The organism is Erythrobacter sp. JB3-1, assembly GCF_057364995.1.
Genome location: NZ_CP200289.1, coordinates 2,567,025 through 2,593,670, shown reverse-complemented (window position 1 = coordinate 2,593,670; position 26,646 = coordinate 2,567,025). Strand labels below are relative to the sequence as shown.

The window sequence follows — 26,646 nt, the reverse complement described above, 5'->3', positions numbered from 1 at the left end:
AGTCTCCCTAAAACAGGTCGATCGCCCCAGCGCCGGTTAGGGTGGCGAGGGACCATTTCGCGCACCAATAACGTGAACGAATAAGGAACAATTAGGAAACTTCATTCACCGAGTCAAGTCGGCAACTCACGCAATACCGCCATTTTCGAGGGTTAATGCGGTGACGAGCTCTCCTGCGCTCGCTGCGTCGGCGCCTTCGCGCCGCAGGATCAGGCAGTTCGCACCCGCCAATGCCGCTAGCGCGCTGGAGTCCTGAGAGCCAACGCGGCGCACCGTGCGGCCGTCGTGAACAGCGCGCAGAAACTCACGCCGCTTGCCAATCGTGGGCAGGTCTTCCGCCAAAGGCAGTGTCAAAGCCGGGGGAAGGGGAGACTCGGCCCCCATGGCCGCGCGCACAAGCGGCAGAGCGAACAGGAAGCACGTCACGAAGCTGGAGACGGGATTGCCGGGCAGACCTAGGATCACCTGCCGCGTGCCACCCGCGCGTTCCCGCGTCGCCACCATCAGCGGCTTGCCGGGTTTGATCGCGACCTTCCAGAACGCGATTTTTACGCCCCATGCCTCTAGTGCTGGCTGGATCAAGTCATGGTCGCCCACCGATGCACCGCCGGAGGTGATGAGTATGTCCGCATCCACCGCCTTGGTCAGCGCGCTCGCCAAGGCATCGTGATCATCCGGCACCGGGCCGATGCGCGCGACATCGCACCCGAGCGGGCGCAGCATGCTGGCGATCATCGCGCCATTGCTTGCCGGGATCTGGTCAGCGCCGCATTGCTCCGGGTCGGCGGCTAACTCGTCCCCGCTGTCGAGCACCGCCACGCGCGGAGCCGCGCCCACCATGAGCCGACCGTGCCCCGCCGATAGCGCGAGCGCGAGTTGTCCTGGCCCGATGCGGGTGCCAGCGGTTAGGACCGTGTCGGCTTGCGCAAAGTCGAAGCCGCGCATCCGCACGTGCTTTCCCGGCGGCGGCGTATCGCTCGCGCTCACCAACGCGCCGTCCACATCGGCGTTCTCTTGGATCAGCACGCTGTCCGCGCCATCAGGCATATGCGCACCGGTCGATATCCGCACGCATTCGCCATTGGACAATGCGCCTGCAAACGGCGTGCCTGCTCGGCTCTCTCCCACGCGCTCCCACGGGCCATCACCAGCAATCGCATAGCCATCCATCGCCGACAGGTCCGCTGGTGGCTGAGTGCGCCGTGCGGTGAGGTCTTGCGCGAGGTAGCGCCCCAGCGCTTCCTCTGCGGGCAGCTCGCATGTCGCCATCTCTGGCGCGAGCTCCAGCAGCCGCGCCTGCGCGTCTTCCAAGGTCAGCAGAGCGCTCAAAGGTCGGCCTTCCAATGCCCGCTCTTGCCCCCACGCTTCTCGATCAGGCGTACCTCGCCGATCACCATGCCCTTATCGACCGCCTTGGCCATGTCGTAGATCGTGAGCAGCGCGCTCGACACCGCGACCATCGCCTCCATCTCCACGCCCGTCTTGCCGGTCAGCGAAGCGCGGGCGGTTGCCCGGATCGCGTCCTCTTCGAAGGTGAAGTCGAGCTCCACCGCGTCCAGCGCGAGCGGATGGCACAGCGGGATCAACTCGCCTGTCCGCTTGGCCGCCATGATCCCGGCAATCCGCGCGGTCCCCAGCACATCGCCTTTGGGCGCATTGCCATCGCGCACGGCCGCCAGCGTCTCTGCGGTCATCGCGATCCGGCCAGAGGCGATGGCGACGCGTTCGCTCGCGGCTTTGCCGCCAACATCGACCATGCGGGCCGCGCCGTCTTCGCCGAGATGGGTGAGTTTACTCATGGCTTTGCTCCCTTCGCTTCACCGTGCGTAGAGCACGCTTGGAACACCTGGAACACAGTACAGGGGTTTAAAACCAATCGATCACAAGCGCGGCTATTGATCAAATTTATCGATTGAAAAGATTGAGCCGCTCCGCCCGCACCCTCCACCCTTCCACCAGGATGATCACTCCGGCGTACAATCCGGGTGGAAGGGTGGAGGGCGCGGGTGGATCTGCACTTGGTCGAAAAAGCCATATCCATCTTCTGCCAGCTTTGAAGAATGTAGGACAGACCCTGCACAATGGGCCGCCTAGCCGTTCAGCAGGGTTCGCGTCGCCGCCGCCACATCATCCGCCCGCATCAGGCTCTCCCCGACCAGGAAAGTACGCACACCCGCCCGCGCGAGCCGAGTGCAATCTTCATGGCTGTTGATCCCGCTTTCGCCGACGATCAACGCGCCTTCAGGAGCGAGCGGAGCAAGCCGCTCGGTCGAAGCAAGATCAGTGGTGAAGGTCTTGAGATTGCGATTGTTCACCCCGACCAAAAGCGACTTGAGCGAATGCGCACGTTCCATCTCTGTCTCATCGTGCACTTCGACCAGCACATCCATGTTATGTTCGCGCGCGGCCGCCTCGATTTCCTGCATCTGAGCGTCTTCGAGAGCAGCAACGATGATCAGGATCGCATCCGCGCCAATCGAGCGAGCCTCGGCGCATTGCCATGGGTCAACCATGAAATCCTTGCGCAGGACCGGCAGTTTGCAGGCGGCGCGCGCCTCAATCAGAAAATCCTCATGACCCTGAAAATAGGGTTTATCGGTGAGCACGGACAGGCAAGTCGCCCCGCCAACCTCGTAATCGCGCGCATGGTCCGCCGGGCGGAAATCTTCGCGGATAATCCCTTTGGAGGGTGAGGCCTTTTTGACCTCTGCGATCAAGCCAAAGCCGGATGTGCTCGCTTGGCGCAATGCCGATTCAAACCCGCGCACCGGGCTTTGTTCGCTCGCCCGGCTCTCCAGATCAGCAAGCGAGGTCAAAGCCTTGCGCGCATCGACTTCGCGGCGCTTGGTGGCGCAGATTTCTTCAAGTTTGTTCATGATGCTGGCCTATTTCGCCAATTCGATCCAGCGGGCAAGCAATTGTTTCGCCTTGCCGCTGTCCAGCGCTTCCGCCGCCATTTCAGCGCCAATGCCCCAATCGTCGGTCTTGCCCGCGACGATCAGAGCCGCCGCCGTATTGAACATCACTGTATCGCGATAGGCGCTTTTCTCTCCGTCAAGCAGAGCGGCAAGCGCTTTCGCATTGTGCTGCGGGTCGCCGCCGCGGATCGCTTCCAATGGTGCGTGGTCTAGCCCCGCAGCGCTGGCATCGACGCGCTTCATGGTAAAATCGCTCCCTGTCACGTCAGCCACTTCATTGCCGCCGGCGAGGCTCAATTCATCGAGTCCTTCATCGCCGGACACGATTAAAGTGCGTTCTGTGCCCAATCGCGCGGTCGCATCGCCATAGATCGGGACGTAGCCGGGACGAGCAATGCCGATCAGCTGGCGCTTGACGCCGACGGGATTGGACAGCGGCCCCATAAGGTTGAAAATCGTCCTGCGGCCCAGTTTCTTGCGGATCGGTTGGATGCGTCCCATCGCCGGGTGGTGATTGGGCGCGAACAGAAAGCAGATACCGATTTCACCCAGAGTCCTCACAGCCGTTTCGCCCGCGACCTTCATATCGAGGCCGAGCACTTCCAACGTATCGGCCACGCCTGCTTTGGACGAGATCGCGCGGTTGCCGTGACGCGCCACGGGCACGCCGCAAGAGGCGACAACCAAGCCGACAGCGGTTGAGACGTTTAGCGTGTGATGACCATCGCCGCCTGTGCCGCATACATCAATGGCATTGTCCGGCCCCGCGACCGGGACGAGGCGCGCCCTCAATGCCCGGGCGGCTCCGGCAATTTCTTCCGCAGTCTCGCTGCGCTCGGTCATTGCGAGCAGAAAACGCGCAATTTCTTCGTCGCTTGCTTCGCCATCCAGGATCCAGCCAAACACCTCTTCAGCCTCGGCCTCGCTCATATGCGGGACGGCTAGCGGTAGAGTTTTCATGCGAGCTCCTTCGTTGGCAATCCGCAAAGCGTCATGAAATTGGCGAGCAGATCATGGCCATGCTCGGTCGCAATGCTTTCTGGGTGAAATTGTACGCCGTGGATCGGCAGGCTTTCGTGGCGGAAACCCATCACCGCCGCGCCGTCGAGGCCGGGGGTCGCGCTGTGGGCGTTGGCGATCAGGCCAATGGGTTCCTGCTCGACGACCAGGCTGTGATAGCGCGTCGCATTGAACGGCGAGGGCAGGCCAGCGAACACGCCGGTGCCGTCGTGTGTGACGGGCGAGGTTTTGCCGTGCATCAAGCCGCCGCGCACCACTTTGCCGCCGAAATGCTGGCCGATGCTTTGGTGGCCAAGGCAAACGCCGAGCAAGGGCCTCTCCGCATCCGCGCAGGCCGCGACCAGGTCGAGGCTGATGCCTGCCTCATCCGGTGTGCGCGGGCCGGGTGAGATCAGAAAACCGCTGGCATTTGTAGCGATCGCTTCACGCGCGCTCATCGCGTCATTGCGCTCCACCCGCACATCCGCACCTAGCTCCATCAGATAATGGACCAGGTTGAAGGTGAAACTGTCGTAATTGTCGATGACGAGTATCATGCGTGCATCCCCGGCTCAGCGATTGGTAACAGCGATGATCGGGCCAAGCCCGGTGCGGCTGTCGAGCCGCTCGCTCGCCGGATCCCACAGCGATGAAACCTGACCATCGAGATAGAGCGCATCGGGCACGTTCAGCTCGTCGCGGTAAAACCGGGCGAGCTGGCCAAAGCTGAGCGGCGCCTCTGAGCGCACGAAATGCGCCTTGCCATCCTTATCAATGCCAACCCCATTGCGGATCGCCCGGCTTGGGCCATTTTCCGCGATTTCCGGGTGCAGCTTTCCGCCGATCACCAGCATCGGGCCGGATTGCGTCCCGAATTGCGGGCGGTCGCGGACGTTTGAAAAGAAGCTGTCAGAGGTGCGGATGCGCCATGAACCGCCCGTTCCATAGAACACGCCATTGGGCTTCAGGTGGAAATTGCCTGAGCCATCAGAACGGTTGAGCTCTTTGATCCGGTCGCCGCCTTGCACGTAATAACCGATGGGCTGGCCGTTATCGCCGTACATGCCCCCGTTCACCGCAAAGGCGACGGTACTGTGATCAATGCTGCGGGCAAAGGCACTAAGCGAGCCGTAGGCCGCCCCGCCGCTGGGGCCGAGCGCGGTGCGAATGCGGTGCTTGGCCGGGTCTGCAACGCAGTGGGTTAGGCGCACGCCCTCGAAGGTGGCGGATTTGCAGACGGAGGCGACCGATGGGGTTTCTTCGACCTCAGGCACATCTTCTTCGGCCACTTCCACCACTTCTGGTGCGGGCATATCGGAATGATCGCCAATCGCGGCTCTGGTAACAGGCTCGCCCGCTGGCTGCTCCTGACAAGCGGCGAGAGCGAACATCGCGGCGAGGGCGAGGGGAAAACGCTTCATTGGCCGAACCCCGGCTCGCCCGCGACCCGCACGGCTTCGCGTGCAGCGGCAATCAACGCGCCCGCTTTCGCGCCGCATTCCGCGAGCTCATAGTCTGGATCGCTATCGGCGACGATTCCGGCGCCAGCCTGCACATGCATCATTCCATCCTTCACCACGGCCGTGCGCAAGACAATGCACGAATCGACCGATCCATCGGGCGCGAAATAGCCCACCGCCCCGGCATAGGCCCCACGTGTTTCCGGCTCCAGCTCAGCGATGATCTCGCACGCCCGGATCTTGGGAGCGCCAGACACTGTGCCCGCTGGAAAACCCGCAAACAGCGCATCGAGCGCGTCTTTGTCTTCCGCCAGCTCGCCAATCACATTGCTGACAATGTGCATGACATGGCTGTAGCGCTCGATCGTGAAGCTGTCTGTCACCTCCACACTGCAGCGCGCGGCCACTCGGCCCACATCATTGCGTCCCAGGTCAAGCAGCATGAGATGCTCTGCCAGTTCTTTCGGATCAACCAGCAGGCTGGCCTCATTGGCCTTGTCCTCGGCCGCATCCATGCCGCGCGGCCTGGTGCCAGCGATGGGGCGAATGGTGACCTCTTTCTTGCCGCTCGCATCATCGCGCACCCGCACGAGGATTTCTGGGCTAGAGCCAACAATCGCAAAGCCCGGCAGGTCGAGGAAATAGAGAAACGGCGAAGGGTTCACCCGGCGCAGCGCGCGGTACAGCTCCAGCGGGGGCAGCCGAAATGGACAGGTGAAACGCTGGGCCAGAACCACTTGGAAAATATCGCCTGCGGTGATGTAGTCCTTCGCACGGGCGACCATCGCTTTGTAATCCGACGCGTCCATCACTGGCGACAGCTCAGGCTCAGCGGGTTCATTCATGCGAACAGGCGCAGGGCGGCGCTGCGAGAGCTTGCTCAGCGTCTCGTCAATCCGCTCCCCAGCGCGGGCAATGGCGCTATCAACCTCTCCCGCCTGCCAAATTGGCGCGATGCAGAACAGTTCATCCGTCAGCCCGTCGAACACCAGAATGATGGTCGGACGCACAAACAGCATGTCGGGCAGTTCAAGCGCGCTGTCCGGCGCGCGCGGCAAGCTCTCGACCAGTCCAATCGTTTCATAGCCAAAATAGCCGACCAGACAGGCAAGCGCTGGCGGCAATGCCTCCGGCACATCAATGCGGCAGGCCTGCGTCAGAGCGCGCAGCTCCGTCATCGCATCGCCGCTGCACGGCTCAAACGCCTCACTATCACTACGCCACGTGCGATTGATCGCGGCCGTCTTGCCTTCGCCGCGAAACACGAGGTCAGGATCGAGACCCAGCAGGCTGTAGCGCCCGCGAATCTCGCCGCCTTCGACCGATTCGAGCAGAAAATCGCCGCGCCCCGGCTCAATCAGGCGCTGGGCCGCGCCCACAGGCGTATCGCTATCCGCGATAATCCGGCGCCACACCAAAGCAGGCTTTCCCGCCCGCAGCAGTTCGGCCGCGGGCCTCGCATTTTCAGGGGCACCACTCACAGCAATGGCGGCGCGCTTAGGTTTCGCCGGCGAGCTGCTTACGCACCGCCTCGATCGCGTCTTCATTGCGGTCCACGCCCAGCTCTTCACGCATCGCTGCGGTCAATTGCTCGGCATATTCGTTGGAAATCGCCGGGCCCAGCTGAGTAAGCGTCGCTTGCAGCAAGGGATCATCATCCGCGACTTCGTCGGTGCTGATCTCCTCCAAATCGACCACGAACCAGCCCAGACGATTTGCCCCTTCAAGCCGCTTCGTCGTGCCTTCTGCCATGCTGAACAGCAAAGCGAGCGGCGGAGCAGGGCGCTGCTGCTGTTGCAGCAATTCGGTGCGTCCCAGATCAATCGTCTGGATCGGAGGCAGGCTGGTCTCTTCCGCGTTCACCGCTTCGACCAAAGTGCCTTCGCCGCGCATCCGCTCAAGAATGCGGTCAGCCGCCGCCTGCGCAGCGCTGTGCCCTTCGAACAAGCGCCAATCGAACTCAACGCGCTGGCGAATGTCAGCCAGCGCCGCGACCGAGCTTTCGGTGACTTCTGGCACTTCAAACACGATGAACACCTGGCCGCGAACAACCTCGGCCAATTGCGGCTCGCCTTCTTCCATTTCGAAAGCGGCACCGAGCGCAGTCTGAAGCTCCGGCGGCGCCGTTGCGCCTTCCGCGCTGTCGAACACGCGGCCATCAGCGGTGAGGGCAGGTGTAGTTTGCAAGGTCAGACCAAATTCCTCGGCCACATTGGACAGCGAGATGCCTTCATCCACCTGCTCTTCGATCCGAGCGCTGAAATCGGACAAAGCGGCGGCGCGTTTTTCCACCGTGAGGCGCTCTGTGATTTCTGGCGTTGCATCGGCGAGGCTGCGGGCTGGCGTGCTGACGACATCATCGACGCGGGCAATATACCAACCGAGCGAGCTACGCGCAGGCTCGGCCAATTGACCGCGCGGCGCGGCAAACACTGCAGTGGCAACGGCGCTGCTGGTGACAGAGGCCAGCGAACTTTCGGTCTGACCCTCACTAGAAGAAACAGAGAAACCTGCGCTTTGCGCAGCGGCCTCTAGCGAGGTTCCGGAACGGACCGCATCACGAATCGCATTGGCGGCGTCTTGGGTCGGAACAAAGAATGAGCTGATATTGCGCGTTTCGACCGCGGCATATTGGACCGCATCGCGCTCATAGCGCGCCGCGATCTCCGCAGCGGTCGGCTCAACACGGGTGTTGATATCTGCCTCGCTAAAGGTCGCATAACGAATGGTTCGGCGCTCTGGCTGGATGTAGCGAGTGCGGTTTTCTTCATAAAAGGCGCTGATTTGCGCGTCTGTGGGATCGCCTTCCGGCGCAAAAGACGTGCTGGGAATAAGCGCGATCGTGCCTTTGCGGCGCTCCCGCAGCAGAGCAGTGTAACGGCGAGCAATGCTGCTGGGCACTTGCGGCGCGCCGAGCGATGGCACCAGCATTTGTTGGGCCAGCAGGCCATCGGCCAAATCGCGGCGAAGCACCGCATCAGTCAGGTTCTGCGAGCGCAGCGCATTTTGATAGACAGCCTCGTCAAATTCGCCGGTTGCCCCACGAAACGCCGGGATCTGCAGAATTTCGCTGTTCACCAGGTTTGTGCCCGCGCGCAGGCCATATTTTTCGGCGTATCCCGCAATCGCATAGCGATCGATCAACTGGTCCAGCACCTCTTCCAGGCCGCCTTGCTCGATAAACATCGGCATGGTTGTGGTCGGGCTTTGCTCGCGCACTTGGCGCAAAGCCGAATTGGCCAATTGGTTCAGTTCTGAACTGTCGATGCGGTCGTCGCCAACCACGGCGATCCGATCATTGCCAGCAACCCCGCCAAAGGTGTTGGTGTTAGCCACATCGCCGCTCGCAAATGCGAATGCGATCAGCACCAGGAACGCCAAGGTCAGGCCAAGGCCAATTTTCGATTGAAAGAATCTGCGAAAGAACGAAATCATCTGGTCTTTAATTCCCAAGCCATTAGGGGACTAACACCGCGGTTAGCGGAAAACTGGTTCGGCTTTATCCGCCCTGCGACCTCGCGGCAACAGTCCACTATGCGTTTTGACTGGATCACTTTCCTCAGCTAGCGGACGCGGCCCCCTGCTCCTAAGTAAGGGGTGAGATTCGAATAACGCATAATATTGGCGCAGGAAATTAATATGGCCCAGCGGCCTTACATCGTCGGAAATTGGAAAATGAACGGCACTCGCGCCATGCTTTCTGAAGCACGCGCAGTGGACCGGGCCGCTCAGCGGCATATGAAGGTGGAGGTCGCATTGGCCCCGCCATACACACTGATTCATGCGGTTCACCGCGAGGTGGAGCAGATTTGGGTTGGTGCTCAGGATTGTTCACCCAATCCCGATGGCGCGCACACGGGCGACATCTCAGTGCCCATGATCGCGGATGCCGGCGCGAAGTTTGTAATTCTGGGCCACAGCGAGCGCCGCCAAGGCTACGGCGAGACGAACGAGCTGGTCCGAGAAAAGGCCGAAGCCGCGCTCGAAGGCGGACTGCGCGTAATCATCTGCTGCGGCGAGGCGCTGGAAACCCGTGAGGCGGGCCAAGCAGAGGCGTTTGTCTCCGAACAATTGAAGGCGTCCTTGCCGAAACTTGAGGATGCTGGGGAAAAAGTCACCGTCGCTTACGAACCGATCTGGGCGATTGGTACCGGTAAAACCGCAACCGTGGATGATATTGCCGCGATGCATGCGATGATCCGGGCACTGCTGGTCGAAACCTATGGCGAAGAGCAAGGTGCAGAGGTCCGCGTGCTGTACGGCGGCTCGGTTAAGCCTGAAAACGCTGGGGAAATCCTCGGCACTCCAGAGGTTGGCGGCGCGCTGGTCGGCGGGGCCAGCCTGTCGGCAGAGACGTTTATGAACATCGCTCTGGCCGCCGGAGATACGGTCGAGGGATAGGGTCCGATACCTCTCACCGGGTAATCAGGCTTGTGCGCGCGCCGCTGCGCACCTAAATGGCGGTCTCATTCAGATAGGTTTTGTGTAGCTCATGTCGTCGATTTTTCTGTTTCTCACTGTTGTTCAGGCGATTGTCGCCGCTGCGCTGGTTGGCGTGGTCCTCATGCAGCGTTCAGAGGGCGGCGGCTTGGGCATTGGCGGCGGCGGCAACCCCGGCGGCGCACTGGGCGCACGCGGTGCGGCAGATTTTCTGACCCGCGCGACCAAATGGCTGGCGGTGACATTTGTTGCGCTGTCTATCGCACTCGCAGCCGTGGCTGTAGATGCGACGGGCGGCACCGACATCAGCACTACGATCGACCGCGATGTTCCCGCCGCTGACCCGCTCAGCACTGGCGGCGCAGCAGGCGCGGCACCTGTTCCCGTAGAGCCGACCGGCGAAGAAGACCCGCTCGCCGCTGAATAAGCGCGACAATTTCGTAACACTTTGTGATGGCTGTGGATGGGCGCACTTTTCAGTGCGCAATTCGCTTGCCACGAATCCACTTCGAGGCTTAATCCCCAACTCCCATGGCGCGGTACATTTTCATAACCGGCGGCGTGGTCTCCTCGCTCGGCAAAGGTCTCATGGCAGCAAGTCTTGCTGCCCTCCTACAGGCACGCGGGTACAAGGTCCGCATTCGCAAGTTCGATCCGTATCTCAATGTCGATCCCGGCACGATGAGCCCGTATCAGCATGGCGAAGTCTATGTGACCGATGACGGGGCCGAAACGGACCTCGATCTTGGCCACTACGAACGCTTTACCGGCGTTTCTGCGCGGCAAAGCGACAACATCACCTCTGGCCGGGTCTACCGCGATATCATCACGAAAGAACGCCGGGGCGATTACCTTGGCGCGACCGTGCAGGTGATCCCGCACGTGACCGACGCGATCAAACAGTTCGCGCTCGATGATCAGGACGATCTCGATTTCATCCTGTGCGAGATTGGCGGAACGGTAGGCGACATCGAATCGCTGCCGTTTATGGAGGCGATCCGGCAACTTCGGAACGACCTGGAGCCGCTGCAAACGCTGAGCGTGCATGTGACGCTGGTGCCTTACATCGCGGCCGCCGGTGAGCTGAAGACCAAGCCAACGCAGCACTCTGTGCGCGAGCTTGCCAGCCTCGGCATTAAGCCCGATGTGCTACTGTGCCGGGCAGAGCATCCCATTCCCGATAGCGAGCGGCGCAAGATCGCCAATTTCTGCAATGTGCGAATGGAATCGGTGATCCCGGCGCTCGATGCGCCGTCAATCTATTCCGTACCGCTGCAGTATCACGAGCAAGGCCTGGATGCAGAGGTTCTGCGCGGCTTTGGCATCACTGACGCGCCGCCGCCTGATCTATCCCAATGGCATGATGTCACCGACCGCTACTTCAACCCAGAAGGCGAAGTGACCATCGGCGTGATCGGCAAATATGTCGGCCTACAAGACGCCTACAAGAGCCTCAACGAAGCGCTGGTCCACGGCGGCATGGCCAACCGGGTCAAGGTCAATATCAAGTGGATCGATGCGGAAATCTTCGAAGGCGACGAAGACGAAATCATCGCAAAGTTGGAGCCGCTGCACGGCATTTTGGTGCCCGGTGGATTTGGCGAGCGCGGCAGCGAAGGCAAGATTGCGAGCGTCCGTTTTGCGCGCGAGCGCAATGTTCCCTTCTTTGGCATCTGCCTCGGCATGCAAATGGCCTGCGTCGAAGGCGCACGCGATGCCGGTATCGATGCGGCATCCTCAACCGAATTTGGTGAAACCAGCGAGCCTGTGGTCGGCATTATCACCGAATGGATGACCGAAGAGGGCTTGCAAACCCGCGAAGATGGCGGCGATCTGGGCGGCACCATGCGGCTTGGCGCTTATGATGCGAAGCTCGGCGCGAACAGCCACGTCTCGCGCATTTATGGCGGCGCAGCGGAAATATCTGAGCGCCACCGCCACCGTTACGAAGTCAATGGCGCCTATATTAAACCGCTGGAGCAGGGCGGTCTTGTATTCTCCGGCATGTCACCCGACGGCTTGCTGCCCGAGATTGTGGAGCGGCCCGACCACCCATGGTTTGTCGGCGTGCAATTCCACCCAGAGCTGAAGTCGCGTCCGTTTGATCCGCACCCCTTGTTTGCCGGCTTTATCTCAGCCGCGCTGGAGCAATCGCGCCTCGTCTAAGCGCGCTTTGAAGCCACACATTTGCGCCGCGAATCGCCGCCTGTCGCTAACAAAACGAGCCATCAGTTCGTCATCTGCAACCTATTTTTGCAGCGTTCTTAAAGCCCTACAAAAATGACCTTGCACCGATTGCAAGTTTACCCTTACCGACGCGGTAAGGAGCCTAGCGGCTTCAACAGGTGGTTGGGGGCAACTCGCCTTATGCAAATAGCGGGACCGTATTGGCGGCCCGTGCACTGCTCGACGCGAGTCTCACCGTCTTCTGCGACCCAGACGGTAAGCCTTGCTAGAGGCGGCAAATGTCGCGGGGGCGGACTTTGACGGTCCGCCCCCACATTTTTTCAGAGAGCTTGTAAGTTGGAGAAGCGAGCGGCTTAGGCAGCGTTCGCATCATCCTCTGGCGTGTCAGGAACCGCGGTCAGAGTCGCCGCGCCGTTCACTGCAATCTTCTTCGGCTTCATCGCCTCTGGCACTTCGCGCACCAGATCAATCACCAGCAGACCATCGGCCAGATCAGCGCGCTCTACGCGGACGTGATCGGCGAGCTCAAAGCGGCGTTCAAACCCGCGATTGGCGATGCCAACATGCAGCATCTCTGCCGCTTCGTGGCTTTCTTCGCGCTTCTTACCCTGGACGGTCAGCAGGTTTTGCTGAGCCGTGATCTCAATGTCTTCCGGGCGGAAGCCTGCAATCGCCAGCGTGATGCGGTAATTGTCTTCGCTGCTGCGGGCGATGTTAAACGGGGGGTAATTATCGCTGGAATTGCTGCGAGCCTGGCTTTCGAGCAGGTCGAACAAGTGGTCAAAACCAACGGTGGTCCGGCGATAAGGGGTAAAATCTAGACGTGACATAATTTCAAATCCTCGTGTTTGAGCAATCTGTATTTTCAAAGCGGGCCTGCCGAATGCAGCACCCATTTGCGCCAGCATTAATCCCCAAGACTGGCGGATCGTGCTGACACAGCATATCTAGGATGCCATACAGTGCCTTTCAAGAGGTAGTGCGCTGGATAAAAGGCACGCGCTTTCAGCCCCTTAAATAAGAAAAGAAGAGTTTTTAATGACCCAGCCTAATATCGATATCTACTCCAAATTCACCTGCCCATTCTGCGTTCGCGCCAAGAATTTGCTGAAGAGCAAGGGCGCAGAATTCAATGAGTTTGATATCACCATGGGCGGCCCGAAAAAGGCTGAGATGCTGGAACGCGCGCCAAATGCGCGCACCGTGCCGCAAATCTTCATCGGCGATCTGCATGTGGGTGGCTCTGACGATTTGGCAGCGCTGGAAAGTTCGGGGCAGCTTGACGCCCTGCTCGCGGGATAGGGCTTCTAACGTGCCCAAGATTGCTGTCTTGCAAATGACCTCGGGCATCGACCCGGAGGCGAATTTCTCGACCATTGAAAAAGCGGCACATGATGCGGTCGCTGAGGGCGCTGTCATGCTATTCGCGCCCGAAATGGCAGGTCTGCTTGATCGCAACCGGGCTCGCGCCACCCCATGGATCACCGGGTCCGGTCCAGGGGCGATGGCGGAACGGCTCAGTGAGCTTGCGCAGCTCCTACAAATTGACCTCGCTATCGGATCGATCCCTGTGGCGGGCGAGGGCAGCAAATTCGCCAATCGCGCGTTTTACGTCCCCGCCAGCGGCGCGCCTAGCGTAACTTACGACAAGATCCATATGTTCGACGTCGAACTCGCAAATGGTGAGACTTGGCGCGAAAGCTCAGCCTATGAGCCGGGCAAAGATGTCGTCACTGTTCCAGGCACCCCGCTGGGCACGCTCGGCCTCACCATCTGTTATGATATGCGCTTTCCCGCCCTGTTCGAGGCTCTCGGTCAGCGTCAATGCGACGCCATTGCTGTTCCTGCTGCCTTCACCGTGCCCACCGGCAAAGCGCATTGGCATGTTCTGCTGCGCGCCCGCGCGATTGAGGCGCAGGCCTTCGTCATCGCGGCTGCGCAGGTGGGCAACCACGAGGACGGCCGCGAAACCTATGGGCACAGCCTGGTGATCGACCCCTGGGGCGAAGTTTTGCTCGATATGGGCGGTGAGGGGCCGGGCCTCGGCTTTTGCAACATTGATCTGGAGCGAATTAAAGAGGTGCGCGGGCAGCCGCCCAGCCTTGCTAATAAGCGGGAAATCCCCAAATAGGGCGCATCATGATCGTCTTCGACCTCCATTGTGAAAGCGGCCACCGTTTTGAAGGCTGGTTCCGTTCCTCCAGCGACTTTCTCGACCAGAGCGAGGCGGGCTATGTCGCCTGTCCAAAATGCGGAACCACGCGTGTCGCCAAAGCGCCCATGGCGCCGGCTGTTCCGGTAAAGGGTAACAGCGCGCGCAGCGATGCGAAAAAGGCAGAGGCAGCGAAGGAAGCCGTCGAGGCGGCATCGCAAGCTGCGGCTGAAACCAAGAAATCAGACGCTTCTGGCACAGGTGACACTGCCAAGCTGTCGTCGGACCTAATCAAGACGCCCGATACTTCGGCGGTTCCTGTGAGGGCCGGGCAGTTGTCCAACACGCCAATGACCGCAGAAATGAAATCGGCCATCGCGAAACTCGCAAAGGCGCAGGAAAAGGCGCTCAAAGACAGCATGTGGGTTGGCAATAAGTTCGCCGAGCAAAGCCGCGAAATGCATTACGGCGAGCGTGATGAGGCCCCAATCCACGGGCAGGCGAGCCTCGATGAAGCCAAAGCTCTGGCCGAAGAAGGCGTGCCGATTGCGCCGCTACCGTTCCCGGTTGCACCACCAGAAAAACTGAATTGATCGATTTTGTTTGCGCCCGCCCATCCGGGCGAGCGATTTCCTCGCTCATGCGATCAAAGATCGGGTGGCCTATGGCCGTCTCCGACTCCGCTGCGGGCGGCCACAAGGGCCTTGCGGCGCTGCGCGCCGATATTGCGCGAATAGTAAACCCTGTTATTGGGCATCGCGGGGCCCCGTAGCTCAGCCGGATAGAGCACCAGATTCCTAATCTGGGGGCCGCGTGTTCGAATCACGCCGGGGTCACCACCTTCTTTAGATCAGAAAACCGGCCTTTTTCGCGGTGTCGATTACGCCTTGCGCGAGCTCAACCGGGCGATCCTCCTGACAGAAATGTCCGCAGGTGGAGAGCATCGCATGCGGTTGCCCTTTGGCTCCTGCGATACGCTCGCTCAGCGCCTCGCCAAGCCCGCCGGTCACAGGATCGTCTTCGCCAAACAGAGTGAGGAACGGCTTATCGAACGCGCTCAGGCCCTCCCACGCGGCGGTGTTCTCTGCGATACCAGCCATGCCATCTTCAACCGGGACCAGCTCGAGGGAAAGCCCGCGCGCCAGCCTTGCTCGGTTCGTCGGGGAAGGGCGCATCATAGGCGGCGACTTCTGCTGCGGTCCGCTCGGTTGCGGTTGCACGTTGGAGCAGATCGCCGATCTGAAAATCCGGTGAAGCCTTGGCAAATTCGCGCCACGCCAGAAACGCGGGCGAGGGGGTGCCGCCAGTTGGCAGGAAAGTGTTGCTGGCCACGACGCAGGCGAAACTGTCCGGCGCCTCGCCAACCATGCGCAGGCCCAGCAATCCGCCCCAATCCTGACAGAACAGAGCGGCGGTTTGAGGCACAACCTTGGAACGCCATTGGCCAAGCCAATCCATGTGCCGCTGATAAGTGTAGAAGCCGATGTCATCTGGCTTATCGCTTTTACCGAACCCGATCAGATCTGGCGCGAGACAACGAAACCCTGCATCCAGCAGAACCGGGATCAACTTGCGGTAAAGATAGCTCCAGCTCGGCTCACCATGAAACAGCAGGACGGGCGGGGCATCCTTCGCCCCCTCGTCGAGGTAATGCATCCGCCCGGAATGCCCGTCGCCCAGATCAATGTCGCACCAATTCTCCGCGAAAGGATAATCGGGCAGGTCGGCAAAGCGGACGGGATCGTAGGACAGAACTTGCATCAGCGGGTCTCCTCTATCCCCGCTGGGTATCATACAGCGCCGCGATCAACAGCCACAATCTGAGCTATTGCGCGACGCCCGGTCCCGCTCAACCGAGCGTGCTGTTAATCAGACCTCTTCGCCCACATCCTTGCCCATCGGCACGCGCTCTTTGAAGGTGTGCGTGATATATGGGAATGGAATCTCGATACCGGCGTCATCAAGTCCGCGTTTAATCGCGCGCACGACCTGGTCCTTGCTCTCGCGCCCATCGCGCGGCTTTGAACCAGACCACCAACGCACGAGGAAATCGACGCTGCTGGAATTGAATTCCTGCGCGAACACGTCGACGCCTTTTTCAGAATCGACGTCGTCAATGGCCTCCACTGCTCTCGAAATAACGTCAGAGGCCTTGTCCAGATCGGTGTCGTAGGACACGCCGATCACAACGCTGTGACGGCGCAATTCTGCATCGGTCAGGATCTCAACTGGGTTCTTAAACAGGATCGAGTTAGGCAGAACGGTCAGTTCACCAGACATCTGCCGGATATGGGTCTCACGCAGAGTGATATGCTCCACCTTGCCGTAAATCCCCTCGCATTTGATGATGTCGCCAATGCGCATCTTCTCGCGCACCATGATGAGTACACCAGCAAGGAAGTTCTCAAAGATATCCTGAAACGCGAAACCAATCGCCACCGCGCCGATACCAAGCCCTGCGATGAGGCTGGCCGGGGTTAGGCCGGGCATCATCACAATCGCCGCAATCATCAAACCGACGATCCAAACGCCCAGCTTCACCAGCGTCTCGATTAGATTGCGCAGGCTAGGGCGCAGATCTGTTGTGCCGATGATTTTGTCTGTAATTCTAACCGCGAATTTCGCGACTATCGACGTGATAATGACGATGATCAGCGCAATGGCCATCGCCGGCAGGGCGGCGACAAAACTTTGCACCATGCTTTCGATCTGATTGGTGAGTGTTGTAAGCATAAGTGGATTGATTTTCCTCTATTTTGGCCATTAACGAGGCAAACAGGCCGATGTTCCGAAATGGCGCGTCCTGGCGGACTGCCTGCGATAACGCCGCGATCCGACAAACGACAAGCCGGCGCTCCATTTCCGATCAAACACCGCTTGTTTGGGCCCGGAAAAGCGGCAATTTAGCCCGCATTGTAAATTAAAGTTACATTTATGACTGTGTCTGTCGTTTTGTGCTTGAACCGCGCACTTAACTATGATTCTGTGAGATTTATGGGACGTCGGGGAAAACTTCAGCAATTGCCAGCAGATCAGGCCAAACAAGGCCTGGCTCTGCTCGTGCTGCTTGTGCTGACCGCGCTCGCCATTGCGGGCCCAACCGGCCTGCTCGCATGGAATGAAAACGCAAACCTTTTAGACAAGCGTCAGGCCCAAATCGCGATGCTATCGGCAGAGCGGGATGAGCTGCGCAATCGTGTGAGCCTGCTCGATCCCGGCGCGGCCGATCCTGATTTGGTCGGCGAATTGCTGCGCCGTAACATGAATGTTGTGCACCCTGATGAGGTTGTGATCACGGTCGAAGACCAGTGATTGGCTGATCGCACACATTTGAACCTTTCTCAAAATGCAGCACGCCAATCTGGTTAGCCTGCGCACGCCCTTTCACATACGTATGCTGAGACAAATTTGGCCAAGAAATGGTCTGCTTTACGTTGCGTCTTGCCCGAAAACACGATTATAGCGCGCTAGCAATCTTCTCCCCAATGGCGGCGCTGTGCGCGCGGCCAATCAAAGGAAAAACGCATTGGCTAAACAGCCCTCAAACACCGCTGCTTCTGCAAAACAGAGTAAGACCAAAGCGAAGGCCGCCGAAACGAGCGCCGTCGCTGCGCCATCGGATGATCCCGATTTCATGCTGAATTCGCTGCAGGCAGAATTCGAAGATCAGAAGCGCTTCAATGCAACGCCAGAGCAAATGCTCAAATTCTATGAGCAAATGCTGCTGATACGCCGCTTTGAAGAGAAGGCTGGCCAGCTTTACGGCCTCGGTCTGATCGGCGGTTTCTGCCACCTTTACATCGGCCAGGAAGCGGTTGCGATTGGACTGCAAAGCGCGCTCGACAATGATCGGGACAGCGTGATCACAGGATACCGCGATCACGGACACATGCTGGCTTACGGCATTGATCCCAAGGTCATTATGGCTGAGCTGACCGGCCGCGAAGCCGGCATTTCCAAGGGGAAGGGCGGCTCGATGCACATGTTCAGCACCGAGCACAAATTCTACGGCGGTCACGGCATCGTCGGCGCGCAGGTTGCGTTGGGCGGCGGGCTCGCGCTGGCGCACAAATACAATGAAGATGGCGGACTTTGCCTTGCATATTTTGGCGATGGCGCGGCGAACCAGGGTCAGGTCTATGAGACCTTCAATATGGCGTCCCTATGGAACCTGCCAATCGTCTTTGTGGTTGAGGACAACCAATATGCGATGGGCACGTCAACCGCGCGTTCGTCGGCTGAAACACGCTTTTACCGGCGCGGAACATCTTTCCGGATTCCCGGCATGGAAGTGAACGGCATGGACGTTCTCGAAGTGCGCGCCGCAGCCGAGGTCGCGTTCAAGCATGTGCGCGATGGCAAGGGCCCGGTCCTGATGGAACTCAACACCTATCGTTATCGCGGGCACTCAATGTCTGATCCGGCCAAATACCGGACTCGCGAGGAAGTGCAGGAACAACGCGACACGCACGATCCGATTGAACGCCTCAAGAAAACCTTGATCGAAGGTGGTAAATCAGAAGACGACCTCAAGACCGTCGACAAAGGCATTCGCAAGGTCGTTGCCGAAGCCGCTGATTTTGCAGAGACTTCGCCCGAACCGGAAGCTAGCGAGCTCTACACCGATGTTCTGGTGGAGGAGTACTAATGACCAAGCCTCCCAGGTCCAAATACGCCGTGATCGTTAAACCAAGTGCGCTGACAAGGCGCGCTTTGCAGGGCGGGCCAGGTGGCCCGACCAATGAGCGTAACGCTGCTCAGCGTGCTTGGTTTAACGACCGCAAAGCGGCGGACCAATTGGGCCCGAACCCCGCGTCTTTCGTCAATCACAAAGAGGCCACTTTGCTCTCTCCTCACTCCTTGTTTTCGAGCCCAATTGGCTCCGTCACGACGCATTTGGACCTGGGAGGTTTGGTCTAATGGGTATTGAACTCAAAATGCCGGCCCTCTCGCCAACCATGGAACAGGGCACGCTCGCCAAGTGGCTAAAGGCTGAAGGCGACACGATTGAGCCGGGCGATATCATCGCCGAGATCGAAACCGACAAGGCGACGATGGAATTTGAAGCGATTGATGAGGGCGTATTGTCCAAGATCATGATCGCTGAAGGTACCGAGGATGTCGCCGTTGGCACCGTTATCGCGATGATGACGGGCGAAGGCGAGGATGAAGGCGACACCAGCGCGTCTGAACCTGCCCCTGCCGCCGCTGCTGAACCAGCAGCTGATCCCGAGCCAGCAGCTAAGCCTGCGGCGGAAAAGCCAGCACCAGCGGCGCTTGCACACGATCCAGAAATCCCCGAAGGCACCAGCTTCACTAGCACCGCTGTACGTGAAGCCTTGCGCGATGGGATGGCGGAAGAAATGCGCCGCGACGAACGCGTGTTCGTGATGGGCGAGGAAGTCGCCGAATACCAGGGTGCCTATAAGGTCACACAGGGCCTGCTCGATGAGTTCGGTCCAAAGCGCGTGATCGACACTCCGATCACCGAATATGGCTTCGCCGGCATTGGCACGGGCGCGGCGATGGGCGGCTTGCGCCCAATCGTCGAATTCATGACGTTCAACTTCGCGATGCAAGCGATTGACCACATCATCAATTCCGCCGCCAAGACGAACTACATGTCTGGCGGCCAAATGCGCTGTCCAATCGTCTTCCGCGGCCCCAATGGCGCGGCGAGCCGCGTTGGCGCGCAGCACAGCCAGAACTACGGCCCGTGGTACGCAAGCGTGCCCGGCCTGATCGTGATCGCGCCTTATGACAGCGCCGATGCGAAAGGCCTGATGAAGGCCGCCATCCGCAGCGAAGATCCGGTCGTCTTCCTGGAAAACGAGCTGGTCTACGGGCGCAGCTTCGATGTCCCAGACCTCGATGACCATGTCCTGCCCATCGGCAAGGCGCGGATTATGCGCGAAGGCTCTGACGTGACCATCGTTAGCTATTCTATCGGCGTTGGCCTCGCGCTCGAAGCGGCTGAGGAACTGGCAGGGGAGGGCATCGACGCTGAAGTCATTGATCTGCGCACCCTGCGTCCGCTGGACAAGCAAGCGGTTCTCACCAGCCTAGCCAAGACCAATCGCCTGATCGTGGCGGAAGAGGGCTGGCCGACATGCTCCATCGCGTCTGAAATTCAGGCGATCTGCATGGAGGAAGGCTTCGACGATCTCGACGCCCCCGTCCTGCGCGTCTGCAACGAAGACGTCCCGCTGCCATATGCCGCGAACCTAGAGGAATTGGCGCTGATCAATGCCAGCTCCATCGTCGAGGCGGCTAAGAAGGTCTGCTACGCCGACTGAGGGCGGACGGAATAACAACCCACGCAAAAAAGGAGGCTGAACTGCAAGAATGCGGCTCAGCCCCTTTTCTTATTTCACGCGGTATGACGTTTAGAACGTTTCAAAGCGGTCACATGTGGCAGGCGTAACGCCGTCTGAATCATAAAGCTGAGCCAAATCGCGCACGTCCCGCACATTGAACGCTGCAGTGTAGCGAATTTGTTTGGTCGAGATGATTTCATCAAATGGCGTCAATCCGGGATAGTCGTAAAAGACTTCCACGAACATCACGGCCGTACCAGGCGATGCGGTAATTTCGCTACCCGGATCACCCATCCCCTCGAAGGTATCCCCGTTCTGACCGTCGCCCTCAACACCATAACTGGAGCCGATATTCTTCAACCCCATACAACGCTGCCAAGCGATGAATTGCTGAGAATCGTCGACGCCATCGCTGGGTGTTGGGTCATATTCCTGAAGACTAGAGAGGACGACACGGCCATTGTCGAGGATGTCCAAACCACCGCCCAGCTTCCATGCACCGATAAACACTTCTGTGATATCGGCCTCGGTCACCCGGCGCGCTTGCAGCACTTCTTCAGAACCCACTCGCGACGCGTTATCGGCCAGCCGCACGGCAACCTGACTAATGCGCATGTGGGTAACGGTGTAATTGGCAACTTCGGTGCCAAACATGCCCAATGAAAGGACAATTGGCATGGCGAACGCGAATTCTGTCAGCGCTAGACCCGAGGTATCATCGCGCAACAAAGGCAGTCGCGCTGCCCCGTCCTTGAGTGCCCTGAGTGCTTTTTTCGAACGGGCGATCATGTGCAATTTCCTGTTTCGAGTGTGCGATCTTGTTCATCAAACGGTTGGTTTCGAAGTACCGTTGAGGCCGCTAAAGTTACATTCTCGTCTAGCCCTATCAGACCAGCCATCGGGAATACCCGTGGGTAGGTGACGGTTGCAGTGTAAAGAACGGCGTCTCGCGCACTACCAATGCCGGCCTGGCCGCGATCGGGGTCCCATTGGCCATTATCATTCATGTCTTCGAACAATTCATTGTTGTTGCAAATTCCATCACCATTATCGTCTGTGAAGAACTCAGGCTGGCCAATATCCGAGAAGTCAAAGTGTGACAGTTTCTCTAGATCCACTTGGGCCGTGTTGGGCAGCACCTCTGTAACGATATTGATCACTTGCCCGTCAATCGCGCTCTGCTGACTGCCAGCACTTTCAAGTGTCAGGTCCCGTCCAGCTTTCTGCATTGCGCCATTGAGCAAAGCGCTGGTGTATTGCGTATGAGCCAGGTCAAACACACCCATAACCAGCACGATAAGGATGGGGGCTACAAAGCCGAATTCGACCAAGGTCGCCCCGCGCTCATCCTTGGCTAGCTTGCGCATGCTCAAGCGGGAATTTTCAAACATGTGTCCGATCATGATGTCAGCCTCAGTGCAGCGATTTCTTGTGCGATTTCGCGGAAAGTATCCGACAGGCTGTCTCCGTTTTGAGGGAAGTAGGCTCTGTTGGGACTTGCACAGGTGGTAAGATCTTGGACAGTTTCATCGTTAGGGTCCGTTGGATCGATGTTGTCACCAAAGCCGATGGTCCAAACTGTGATGTTCTCTTGACGCGCTGCCCGACAAACCGCCTGGAAACGGGCCGCATGGCGTTCGGTCAGATCAGTAAAGCCATCATCCGTGACGCGTGGCTGCCACCATTCCAGTCCATAGGTGGTGTACAGTCGATCGATTGGCTGAAGGATACCATCGGTCATGTAAACGATATGGCGTGCAATCGCGTCGCCATTTGGAGCTGAGGCGTTATCAGCAGCAAAGATGCCGTTCGGTGAAATGAACCGGCCACCCCAGATCATTCCAATGTCATGATAGGTGTTCCCGCCTGGGTTCAGGCTGTTCAGATACGTAACCAGATTGCCACGGGTAAAGCCGGTTGGGCTGTCAGGACCAATCTCTTCAAGGCGTCGTGCCGGAGCAGGACAGCCATTTCCAGGTTGATTCTTGTTCGCAGTGGTCGTTTGTTGACCTCGAATTCGGTCATTACGACTTACTTCGCTCTCACCATCATCGTAACGATAGAACACCGCACCTGGAATGTGCGGCTTCCAGCGTTCGGCCTCAGTCGAGGGTATAAGATTGATGTTCAAATCAGGCGTCGCGTCAGTAATCGTATCAAAATTGTCGAGGCTGTCCGTTGTCGCCTCCTCAATACAACCACCCCAAGGCACGTCAATGAAATCACCTTGATTGCCCACTGGAAGGCTGATCTGATTGTTTGTGTAGATGCTTGAGAAGTCGATCGTCTGCCAATCTGTCGCTTCTGCTGGTACGTTGGCAGTGTCCAGATCGAGATAGGTGTAATCTGCGAAGGTCCGAACCTCCTCCTCAATGAGGGTGTAGTCTACCTGCGCGGTTGATTCAAAAATATCATATCCGACCCTACAAAAACCACTGTTGCTGTATCGGAAATTTGGCTCACGGCGCTCAATTTCAACTGTCGCACCGGTCCCGGTTGTGGTCCGAATTCCGCCCGAAACAGTTTGACTTGTGACTGAACCCGACGAGGAGTCCAAAGAGTCTTCATCTATTGTCTCGCTTGGACCGTCCGTGAATTCCGGGACGGCCTCTTCGCATCTTGATTGCGAAACACTGCCTTGTGCAGTCGTCAGAAAACTATCAAGCGTCTCTGGCCCACGGCTAGTGATGCCATCACTGGTAAGGCTTACAGTGCGCCAATCGATATCAAAGTTCGCATAGCGTGTGGGATAGATATGGTTCGATGCCATGTGCTCAACGGGGATCGAACCACCAACGTTCACATTCATCGAGAACGGTACGAAACCATATCGGATCTGAGCGCTGCGCGCACTCGAACCTTCTACCGCGTCGTAAAAGTCCAGTACGGCCGCGCGGAGCGCTTCGATACGCGTTTGACCGGGTGTGCCGGAGGCGCCGCCCATCGACCCCGTCACGTCCAATACGAACATGACATCGGTGTTGGCGATGTTCACCTCAGCCGAACATCCGACGGAAAGATCAAAGCCTTCAAAACCGAAGATGTGCATGAGTGTCGTTGGCAAGCGACCGCTCGCCGTGCCCTCAACGCGGTCGTCATCCGGCGCTGTGAATGAATGAGTTAAGTTCTCGAGGCCGAAGAGGCCATCGTCATAATTTTCTTCGAAAAAGTCCGAACCAACTCCGCCGTGAGTGCTCGAGTCGAACGCGGTCGCATCTCCCATGGCTCGGCGAGCGGCGAGAGCGCCAGCATCGCAGGCTGCCTGCAAACGGGTGGAGGCCATGTAGTAGCGGCTGGCATCAACTGCGCCGCCGACCATGCCGACCAAGGGCACGAGAGAGGCTGCTGCGATGACGATGGTATTCGCTGTTGGGTCTTTTGCTAGCGCCCTGAAAAACGATGGGTTGCCCATGACTTTCGATATCCTTGCGAGAAAACACTTGTGTTGGGCTGACATAACGGCACTAGGTAATCGCAATCTCAACGTGCATGGTAAATTTTGAGTGAATACGCAGATTGTGTTTAACCATGATTTTGTTGAATAAAGTCGGGCCATGAAAAGGGTGTAAAAACCGTCTCTTTGCCGCTAGCGCAGGGCCCGTGGACACCATTGAAACCGACATTCTGGCGAGCGAGTTTGAGCTAGCGCTGGCGCATACGCGGGCAGACATGCGCCCGCGGCTGCGCGCTTTATGCGCTCTGGATCAGAGGCTTGCGCGGATTATCGGTAAGGCAACCGAGCCTATGCTGGCACAGATGCGCTTGTCGTGGTGGCGCGAAATGCTGGAGCAGGAACTCGCACAGCGGCCCCAGGGTGACACGGTGCTCGATGCAATCGGTAAAAATTGGGCCGGTGAAGAGGCCGCTTTGCGCGATCTTGTTAACGGTTGGGAGCATTTGCTGGCCGATCCGCCGTTGCCCGAAGCCGAAGCTCAGCAATTCTTGGAGGCGCGGGCAGGGGCGATTTGCGCCTTTGCTAGGGTTTCGCCGGGCCAAAAGGCATACGAATGCGTTAACCTTGCGGCCCAAACCTGGGCAATTGCCGACCTCGCGGCCAAGGTGCACTCCGACACGGAGCGCAATCTGCTGCTCGATATGGGGCGGCGGCTGTGCGCTCAAAAACCAGAAAAACTAAGGGATTTTAAAGGTCTCGCAGTGCTTTCTGCTTTGGGACGGCGGGCCATCGCAAATGGTGGCCGCCCGCTAATGGAAGGACGCGGCGCCGGTTTCACCGCTTTTCGTGCCGCTTTGCTTGGCAAGTAAAACACGCTAGTACCCTTGCATCGGTGCAATTCATGGGGAGGGGCCCATGCGGCAAGTAGTTCTCGGGGCGTTTCTTGGCTTGATCATGGCCGGTGTTGGCACGTTTTGGTGGCAGGGCCGCGCTCAGGTGGAGGACAACGCGCCGCCACCGCCTGAGCCAGAAGAAACCGCACCTACACCCGATGTTTTGCCAGAGGCCGATCCGGGCGATCTCACCGGCCCGGCACCGCCAAAGGCCAGCGAGCTGACCAAAGAGGAACGGCGGTTCTTCCGCTATGACCGCAATCGCGACCGAATCATCACCCGCAATGAAATGCTCTCATCCCGCTCGGATGCGTTCCGAAAACTCGACAAAGATGGCAATAATTTGCTGACTTTTGAGGAATGGGCGGTGACAACCTCAAAACGTTTCGAGGGCGCGGATGCGGATGGTAATGGGCAGTTGACCACGGCCGAATTCGCCAGCACCGCTCCGAAACGTTCAACCCGGCGGCCAACCTGCCGCTGCTAATCTAGCTTAGGCCGGGACCGGCTCTCCTGCTTTGAGCCATTCGGCCAGTTCCGCCTTGGCCCGGTTGGTGTAGGCTTCCTTGCGCTGTTTCTTGCCCACCTCATGCAGCGGTGGGAACAGGCCGAAATTCACATTCATCGGCTGAAATGTATCCGCCTCTGCATCGCCAGTAATATGGCTGAGCAGAGCGCCGATTGCTGACGCCGCTGGGGGAGGGGACCAATCGCGCCCGGCGAGTTCCTCTGCCGCCATCATCCCCGCGATCAGGCCCACGGCAGAGCTTTCGACATAGCCCTCACACCCCGTCACCTGACCGGCAAAGCGGATATGCGGCGCGGCTTTGAGGCGCAGCCGACGGTCCAGCACCATTGGAGAGTTGAGAAAAGTGTTGCGATGCAGGCCACCTAGGCGCGCAAATTCCGCGTTTTTTAGGCCGGGAATGGTGCGGAACAGCTCCACCTGAGCGCCATATTTCAGCTTCGTCTGAAAGCCCACCATGTTCCAAAGCGTGCCCAGCTTGTTGTCCTGCCTCAGCTGGACCACGGCATAGGGCCAGCGGCCTTGCGGAAATTCCTCGGTAACATCGCGCGGATTGTCGAGCCCCACTGGCTTCATCGGACCAAAGCGCAAGGTATCGACCCCGCGCGCCGCCATCACCTCAATCGGCATACAGCCATCGAAATAGGGCGTGTCCTTCTCCCATTCCTGGAATTCGGTTTTATCGCCGTCGATAAGCCCCTGATGAAATGCGAGATATTGTTCCTTCGTCATGGGGCAATTGATGTAATCGCCGCCCTCGTTGGAGGCAGAGGTCGTCTTGTTCCAGCGCGATTGGATCCAGCAGATGTCCATATCGATGCTGTCGCGGTGAACAATCGGCGCAATCGCGTCGAAAAATGCCAGCCGCTCTTCACCCGTTGCCTTCACAATGCTCTGGGCGAGTGACTGCGCGGTGAGCGGTCCGGTGGCCACAATCGTCATGCCGCTATCGGGCAGGGCATCGACCCGTTCCCGCACAATTTCGATATTGGAATGCTCGCTCAGAGCCTTCTGCACCTCGGCGGAGAAGACATCGCGGTCCACCGCCATCGCGCTGCCAGCCGGCACGCGGGCGATCTCTCCGGCGCGCATCACAATGCTGTCCATCGCGCGCATCTCATGATGCAGCAGGCCAACCGCATTCTTGGTATCATCATCGGAACGGAAGGAATTGGAGCACACCAGCTCTGCCAGCCCGTCGGTCTGGTGGGCAGGCGTCATCTCACCGCCTTTGTCCTCGGGCGCGCCGCGCATTTCAGACAGGCGCACGCGCACCCCGCGCCGAGCCAATTGCCAGGCCGCCTCGCTGCCTGCGAGACCGCCGCCGATTATGTGAACATCATGTGATTTCATACGCACG

28 protein-coding genes and 1 tRNA gene are annotated in these 26,646 nt (G+C 59.0%); 13 read left to right on the top strand and 16 right to left on the bottom strand.

Translation table 11 applies throughout. The features are described from left to right. Positions 1 to 126 precede the first annotated feature (126 nt). The 8 genes from AC0V6M_RS12340 to AC0V6M_RS12305 form a co-directional block, all read right to left on the bottom strand. Positions 127 to 1,329: a molybdopterin molybdotransferase MoeA gene (locus tag AC0V6M_RS12340; protein ID WP_486139102.1), complete on the bottom strand. Its 1,203-nt coding sequence runs from the start codon at positions 1,327 to 1,329 to the stop codon at positions 127 to 129. Next, entirely contained in the window at positions 1,326 to 1,799 is a 474-nt protein-coding gene (moaC, locus tag AC0V6M_RS12335) for a cyclic pyranopterin monophosphate synthase MoaC (RefSeq protein WP_486139101.1), read from the bottom strand. The genes AC0V6M_RS12340 and moaC overlap by 4 nt, the downstream gene beginning before the upstream one ends. Before the next feature lie 291 nt (positions 1,800 to 2,090). Next, positions 2,091 to 2,876 carry an indole-3-glycerol phosphate synthase TrpC gene (gene trpC / locus AC0V6M_RS12330; protein WP_486139100.1) on the bottom strand — a complete coding sequence of 262 codons (786 nt, stop codon included), beginning with the start codon at positions 2,874 to 2,876 and terminating at the stop codon, positions 2,091 to 2,093. A gap of 9 nt (positions 2,877 to 2,885) precedes the next feature. Then, the gene (trpD, locus tag AC0V6M_RS12325) at positions 2,886 to 3,878 is read right to left on the bottom strand and encodes an anthranilate phosphoribosyltransferase (protein ID WP_486139099.1); all 993 of its coding nucleotides are present in this window, start codon (positions 3,876 to 3,878) and stop codon (positions 2,886 to 2,888) included. Beyond that, positions 3,875 to 4,474 carry an anthranilate synthase component II gene (locus tag AC0V6M_RS12320; protein ID WP_486139098.1) on the bottom strand — a complete coding sequence of 200 codons (600 nt, stop codon included), beginning with the start codon at positions 4,472 to 4,474 and terminating at the stop codon, positions 3,875 to 3,877. Before AC0V6M_RS12320 ends, trpD begins: the two co-directional genes overlap by 4 nt. A gap of 15 nt (positions 4,475 to 4,489) precedes the next feature. Beyond that, positions 4,490 to 5,338, bottom strand: coding sequence for a phosphodiester glycosidase family protein (locus AC0V6M_RS12315; RefSeq protein ID WP_486139097.1), 849 nt, complete (start codon positions 5,336 to 5,338; stop codon positions 4,490 to 4,492). Continuing rightward, positions 5,335 to 6,924 (bottom strand): anthranilate synthase component I, encoded by a 1,590-nt coding sequence (gene trpE, locus AC0V6M_RS12310; RefSeq protein ID WP_486139096.1) that lies wholly within the window; start codon positions 6,922 to 6,924, stop codon positions 5,335 to 5,337. The genes AC0V6M_RS12315 and trpE overlap by 4 nt, the downstream gene beginning before the upstream one ends. Beyond that, positions 6,875 to 8,812 carry a peptidylprolyl isomerase gene (locus AC0V6M_RS12305; RefSeq protein WP_486139095.1) on the bottom strand — a complete coding sequence of 646 codons (1,938 nt, stop codon included), beginning with the start codon at positions 8,810 to 8,812 and terminating at the stop codon, positions 6,875 to 6,877. Before AC0V6M_RS12305 ends, trpE begins: the two co-directional genes overlap by 50 nt. Positions 8,813 to 9,016: 204 nt before the next feature. Between AC0V6M_RS12305 and tpiA the strand changes: the two genes are divergently transcribed. The 3 genes from tpiA (at position 9,017) to pyrG (ending at position 11,983) form a co-directional block, all read left to right on the top strand. Continuing rightward, positions 9,017 to 9,778, top strand: coding sequence for a triose-phosphate isomerase (gene tpiA, locus AC0V6M_RS12300; protein WP_486139094.1), 762 nt, complete (start codon positions 9,017 to 9,019; stop codon positions 9,776 to 9,778). 100 nt (positions 9,779 to 9,878) lie between these two features. Then, the gene (secG, locus tag AC0V6M_RS12295; protein ID WP_486139638.1) at positions 9,879 to 10,244 is read left to right on the top strand and encodes a preprotein translocase subunit SecG; all 366 of its coding nucleotides are present in this window, start codon (positions 9,879 to 9,881) and stop codon (positions 10,242 to 10,244) included. A 104-nt stretch (positions 10,245 to 10,348) separates the two neighbouring features. After that, positions 10,349 to 11,983 carry a CTP synthase gene (pyrG, locus tag AC0V6M_RS12290; RefSeq protein ID WP_486139093.1) on the top strand — a complete coding sequence of 545 codons (1,635 nt, stop codon included), beginning with the start codon at positions 10,349 to 10,351 and terminating at the stop codon, positions 11,981 to 11,983. Between the two features lie 374 nt (positions 11,984 to 12,357). Here the strand turns inward: pyrG and AC0V6M_RS12285 are convergent, their stop codons facing one another. Next, positions 12,358 to 12,834, bottom strand: coding sequence for an Hsp20 family protein (locus tag AC0V6M_RS12285; RefSeq protein WP_486139092.1), 477 nt, complete (start codon positions 12,832 to 12,834; stop codon positions 12,358 to 12,360). 208 nt (positions 12,835 to 13,042) lie between these two features. On the opposite strand from AC0V6M_RS12285, the gene grxC reads away from it, so the two are divergent. The 4 genes from grxC to AC0V6M_RS12265 all read left to right on the top strand — a co-directional run bounded on the left by grxC (position 13,043) and on the right by AC0V6M_RS12265 (position 14,995). Continuing rightward, the gene (gene grxC / locus AC0V6M_RS12280) at positions 13,043 to 13,306 is read left to right on the top strand and encodes a glutaredoxin 3 (RefSeq protein WP_472645275.1); all 264 of its coding nucleotides are present in this window, start codon (positions 13,043 to 13,045) and stop codon (positions 13,304 to 13,306) included. A 10-nt stretch (positions 13,307 to 13,316) separates the two neighbouring features. Beyond that, positions 13,317 to 14,135 (top strand): carbon-nitrogen hydrolase family protein, encoded by an 819-nt coding sequence (locus AC0V6M_RS12275; protein ID WP_486139091.1) that lies wholly within the window; start codon positions 13,317 to 13,319, stop codon positions 14,133 to 14,135. 8 nt (positions 14,136 to 14,143) lie between these two features. Further along, complete coding sequence (locus tag AC0V6M_RS12270) at positions 14,144 to 14,749, top strand: DUF1178 family protein (RefSeq protein WP_486139090.1); 606 nt, start codon at positions 14,144 to 14,146, stop codon at positions 14,747 to 14,749. 169 nt (positions 14,750 to 14,918) lie between these two features. Next, a tRNA-Arg gene (locus AC0V6M_RS12265) sits at positions 14,919 to 14,995 on the top strand. A 6-nt stretch (positions 14,996 to 15,001) separates the two neighbouring features. Here the strand turns inward: AC0V6M_RS12265 and AC0V6M_RS12260 are convergent. The 3 genes from AC0V6M_RS12260 to AC0V6M_RS12250 form a co-directional block, all read right to left on the bottom strand. Then, entirely contained in the window at positions 15,002 to 15,256 is a 255-nt protein-coding gene (locus AC0V6M_RS12260) for a hypothetical protein (RefSeq protein WP_486139089.1), read from the bottom strand. Between the two features lie 7 nt (positions 15,257 to 15,263). Further along, positions 15,264 to 15,917 (bottom strand): haloalkane dehalogenase, encoded by a 654-nt coding sequence (locus AC0V6M_RS12255; RefSeq protein WP_486139088.1) that lies wholly within the window; start codon positions 15,915 to 15,917, stop codon positions 15,264 to 15,266. 108 nt (positions 15,918 to 16,025) lie between these two features. Then, on the bottom strand, positions 16,026 to 16,889 hold the full coding sequence (locus AC0V6M_RS12250) for a mechanosensitive ion channel family protein (RefSeq protein WP_486139087.1): 864 nt from the start codon (positions 16,887 to 16,889) through the stop codon (positions 16,026 to 16,028). A 261-nt stretch (positions 16,890 to 17,150) separates the two neighbouring features. Here AC0V6M_RS12250 and AC0V6M_RS12245 point away from each other — a divergent pair, with 261 nt between their 5' ends. The 4 genes from AC0V6M_RS12245 to AC0V6M_RS12230 all read left to right on the top strand — a co-directional run bounded on the left by AC0V6M_RS12245 (position 17,151) and on the right by AC0V6M_RS12230 (position 20,452). Next, a complete protein-coding gene (locus tag AC0V6M_RS12245; protein WP_486139086.1) occupies positions 17,151 to 17,468 on the top strand; it encodes an FtsB family cell division protein in 318 nt (105 codons plus the stop codon). Between the two features lie 322 nt (positions 17,469 to 17,790). Further along, a complete protein-coding gene (gene pdhA, locus AC0V6M_RS12240) occupies positions 17,791 to 18,804 on the top strand; it encodes a pyruvate dehydrogenase (acetyl-transferring) E1 component subunit alpha (RefSeq protein ID WP_486139636.1) in 1,014 nt (337 codons plus the stop codon). Beyond that, a complete protein-coding gene (locus AC0V6M_RS12235; RefSeq protein WP_486139085.1) occupies positions 18,804 to 19,076 on the top strand; it encodes a hypothetical protein in 273 nt (90 codons plus the stop codon). Before pdhA ends, AC0V6M_RS12235 begins: the two co-directional genes overlap by 1 nt. Further along, the gene (locus AC0V6M_RS12230; RefSeq protein ID WP_486139084.1) at positions 19,076 to 20,452 is read left to right on the top strand and encodes a pyruvate dehydrogenase complex E1 component subunit beta; all 1,377 of its coding nucleotides are present in this window, start codon (positions 19,076 to 19,078) and stop codon (positions 20,450 to 20,452) included. Before AC0V6M_RS12235 ends, AC0V6M_RS12230 begins: the two co-directional genes overlap by 1 nt. 90 nt (positions 20,453 to 20,542) lie before the next feature. Here AC0V6M_RS12230 and AC0V6M_RS12225 read toward each other — a convergent pair whose 3' ends face one another. Genes AC0V6M_RS12225 through AC0V6M_RS12215 form a run of 3 tightly spaced genes read right to left on the bottom strand, consistent with a single transcriptional unit; the run spans position 20,543 to position 23,885 of the window. Continuing rightward, complete coding sequence (locus AC0V6M_RS12225) at positions 20,543 to 21,262, bottom strand: TadE/TadG family type IV pilus assembly protein (RefSeq protein ID WP_486139083.1); 720 nt, start codon at positions 21,260 to 21,262, stop codon at positions 20,543 to 20,545. Next, the gene (locus tag AC0V6M_RS12220) at positions 21,259 to 21,864 is read right to left on the bottom strand and encodes a TadE/TadG family type IV pilus assembly protein (protein ID WP_486139082.1); all 606 of its coding nucleotides are present in this window, start codon (positions 21,862 to 21,864) and stop codon (positions 21,259 to 21,261) included. The genes AC0V6M_RS12225 and AC0V6M_RS12220 overlap by 4 nt, the downstream gene beginning before the upstream one ends. An 8-nt stretch (positions 21,865 to 21,872) precedes the next feature. Then, complete coding sequence (locus tag AC0V6M_RS12215) at positions 21,873 to 23,885, bottom strand: pilus assembly protein TadG-related protein (protein WP_486139081.1); 2,013 nt, start codon at positions 23,883 to 23,885, stop codon at positions 21,873 to 21,875. 188 nt (positions 23,886 to 24,073) lie between these two features. Here AC0V6M_RS12215 and AC0V6M_RS12210 point away from each other — a divergent pair, with 188 nt between their 5' ends. Both AC0V6M_RS12210 and AC0V6M_RS12205 read left to right on the top strand, forming a co-directional pair. Then, a complete protein-coding gene (locus tag AC0V6M_RS12210; protein ID WP_486139080.1) occupies positions 24,074 to 24,736 on the top strand; it encodes a hypothetical protein in 663 nt (220 codons plus the stop codon). A 46-nt stretch (positions 24,737 to 24,782) separates the two neighbouring features. Continuing rightward, complete coding sequence (locus AC0V6M_RS12205) at positions 24,783 to 25,247, top strand: EF-hand domain-containing protein (RefSeq protein WP_486139079.1); 465 nt, start codon at positions 24,783 to 24,785, stop codon at positions 25,245 to 25,247. Between the two features lie 6 nt (positions 25,248 to 25,253). On the opposite strand, the gene trmFO is transcribed toward AC0V6M_RS12205, so the two are convergent. Continuing rightward, complete coding sequence (gene trmFO / locus AC0V6M_RS12200; RefSeq protein ID WP_486139078.1) at positions 25,254 to 26,639, bottom strand: methylenetetrahydrofolate--tRNA-(uracil(54)-C(5))-methyltransferase (FADH(2)-oxidizing) TrmFO; 1,386 nt, start codon at positions 26,637 to 26,639, stop codon at positions 25,254 to 25,256. Positions 26,640 to 26,646: the final 7 nt, after the last annotated feature.

Bases quoted from the DNA above. Each gene is read 5' to 3' on its own strand.
- AC0V6M_RS12285 (WP_486139092.1), bottom strand. From the start codon at position 12,834: ATGTCACGTCTAGATTTTACCCCTTATCGCCGGACCACCGTTGGTTTT.
- pdhA (WP_486139636.1), top strand. From the start codon at position 17,791: ATGCTGAATTCGCTGCAGGCAGAATTCGAAGATCAGAAGCGCTTCAAT.
- AC0V6M_RS12245 (WP_486139086.1), top strand. From the start codon at position 17,151: ATGGGACGTCGGGGAAAACTTCAGCAATTGCCAGCAGATCAGGCCAAA.
- AC0V6M_RS12235 (WP_486139085.1), top strand. From the start codon at position 18,804: ATGACCAAGCCTCCCAGGTCCAAATACGCCGTGATCGTTAAACCAAGT.
- AC0V6M_RS12255 (WP_486139088.1), bottom strand. From the start codon at position 15,917: ATGCAAGTTCTGTCCTACGATCCCGTCCGCTTTGCCGACCTGCCCGAT.
- tpiA (WP_486139094.1), top strand. From the start codon at position 9,017: ATGGCCCAGCGGCCTTACATCGTCGGAAATTGGAAAATGAACGGCACT.
- trmFO (WP_486139078.1), bottom strand. From the start codon at position 26,639: ATGAAATCACATGATGTTCACATAATCGGCGGCGGTCTCGCAGGCAGC.
- AC0V6M_RS12225 (WP_486139083.1), bottom strand. From the start codon at position 21,262: ATGATCGCCCGTTCGAAAAAAGCACTCAGGGCACTCAAGGACGGGGCA.
- AC0V6M_RS12315 (WP_486139097.1), bottom strand. From the start codon at position 5,338: ATGAAGCGTTTTCCCCTCGCCCTCGCCGCGATGTTCGCTCTCGCCGCT.
- AC0V6M_RS12260 (WP_486139089.1), bottom strand. From the start codon at position 15,256: ATGGCTGGTATCGCAGAGAACACCGCCGCGTGGGAGGGCCTGAGCGCG.
- moaC (WP_486139101.1), bottom strand. From the start codon at position 1,799: ATGAGTAAACTCACCCATCTCGGCGAAGACGGCGCGGCCCGCATGGTC.
- trpC (WP_486139100.1), bottom strand. From the start codon at position 2,876: ATGAACAAACTTGAAGAAATCTGCGCCACCAAGCGCCGCGAAGTCGAT.
- AC0V6M_RS12320 (WP_486139098.1), bottom strand. From the start codon at position 4,474: ATGATACTCGTCATCGACAATTACGACAGTTTCACCTTCAACCTGGTC.
- AC0V6M_RS12215 (WP_486139081.1), bottom strand. From the start codon at position 23,885: ATGGGCAACCCATCGTTTTTCAGGGCGCTAGCAAAAGACCCAACAGCG.
- grxC (WP_472645275.1), top strand. From the start codon at position 13,043: ATGACCCAGCCTAATATCGATATCTACTCCAAATTCACCTGCCCATTC.
- AC0V6M_RS12220 (WP_486139082.1), bottom strand. From the start codon at position 21,864: ATGTTTGAAAATTCCCGCTTGAGCATGCGCAAGCTAGCCAAGGATGAG.
- trpE (WP_486139096.1), bottom strand. From the start codon at position 6,924: ATGAAGACGCGATCGAGGCGGTGCGTAAGCAGCTCGCCGGCGAAACCT.
- AC0V6M_RS12205 (WP_486139079.1), top strand. From the start codon at position 24,783: ATGCGGCAAGTAGTTCTCGGGGCGTTTCTTGGCTTGATCATGGCCGGT.
- AC0V6M_RS12305 (WP_486139095.1), bottom strand. From the start codon at position 8,812: ATGATTTCGTTCTTTCGCAGATTCTTTCAATCGAAAATTGGCCTTGGC.
- pyrG (WP_486139093.1), top strand. From the start codon at position 10,349: ATGGCGCGGTACATTTTCATAACCGGCGGCGTGGTCTCCTCGCTCGGC.
- trpD (WP_486139099.1), bottom strand. From the start codon at position 3,878: ATGAAAACTCTACCGCTAGCCGTCCCGCATATGAGCGAGGCCGAGGCT.
- AC0V6M_RS12270 (WP_486139090.1), top strand. From the start codon at position 14,144: ATGATCGTCTTCGACCTCCATTGTGAAAGCGGCCACCGTTTTGAAGGC.
- AC0V6M_RS12250 (WP_486139087.1), bottom strand. From the start codon at position 16,889: ATGCTTACAACACTCACCAATCAGATCGAAAGCATGGTGCAAAGTTTT.
- AC0V6M_RS12230 (WP_486139084.1), top strand. From the start codon at position 19,076: ATGGGTATTGAACTCAAAATGCCGGCCCTCTCGCCAACCATGGAACAG.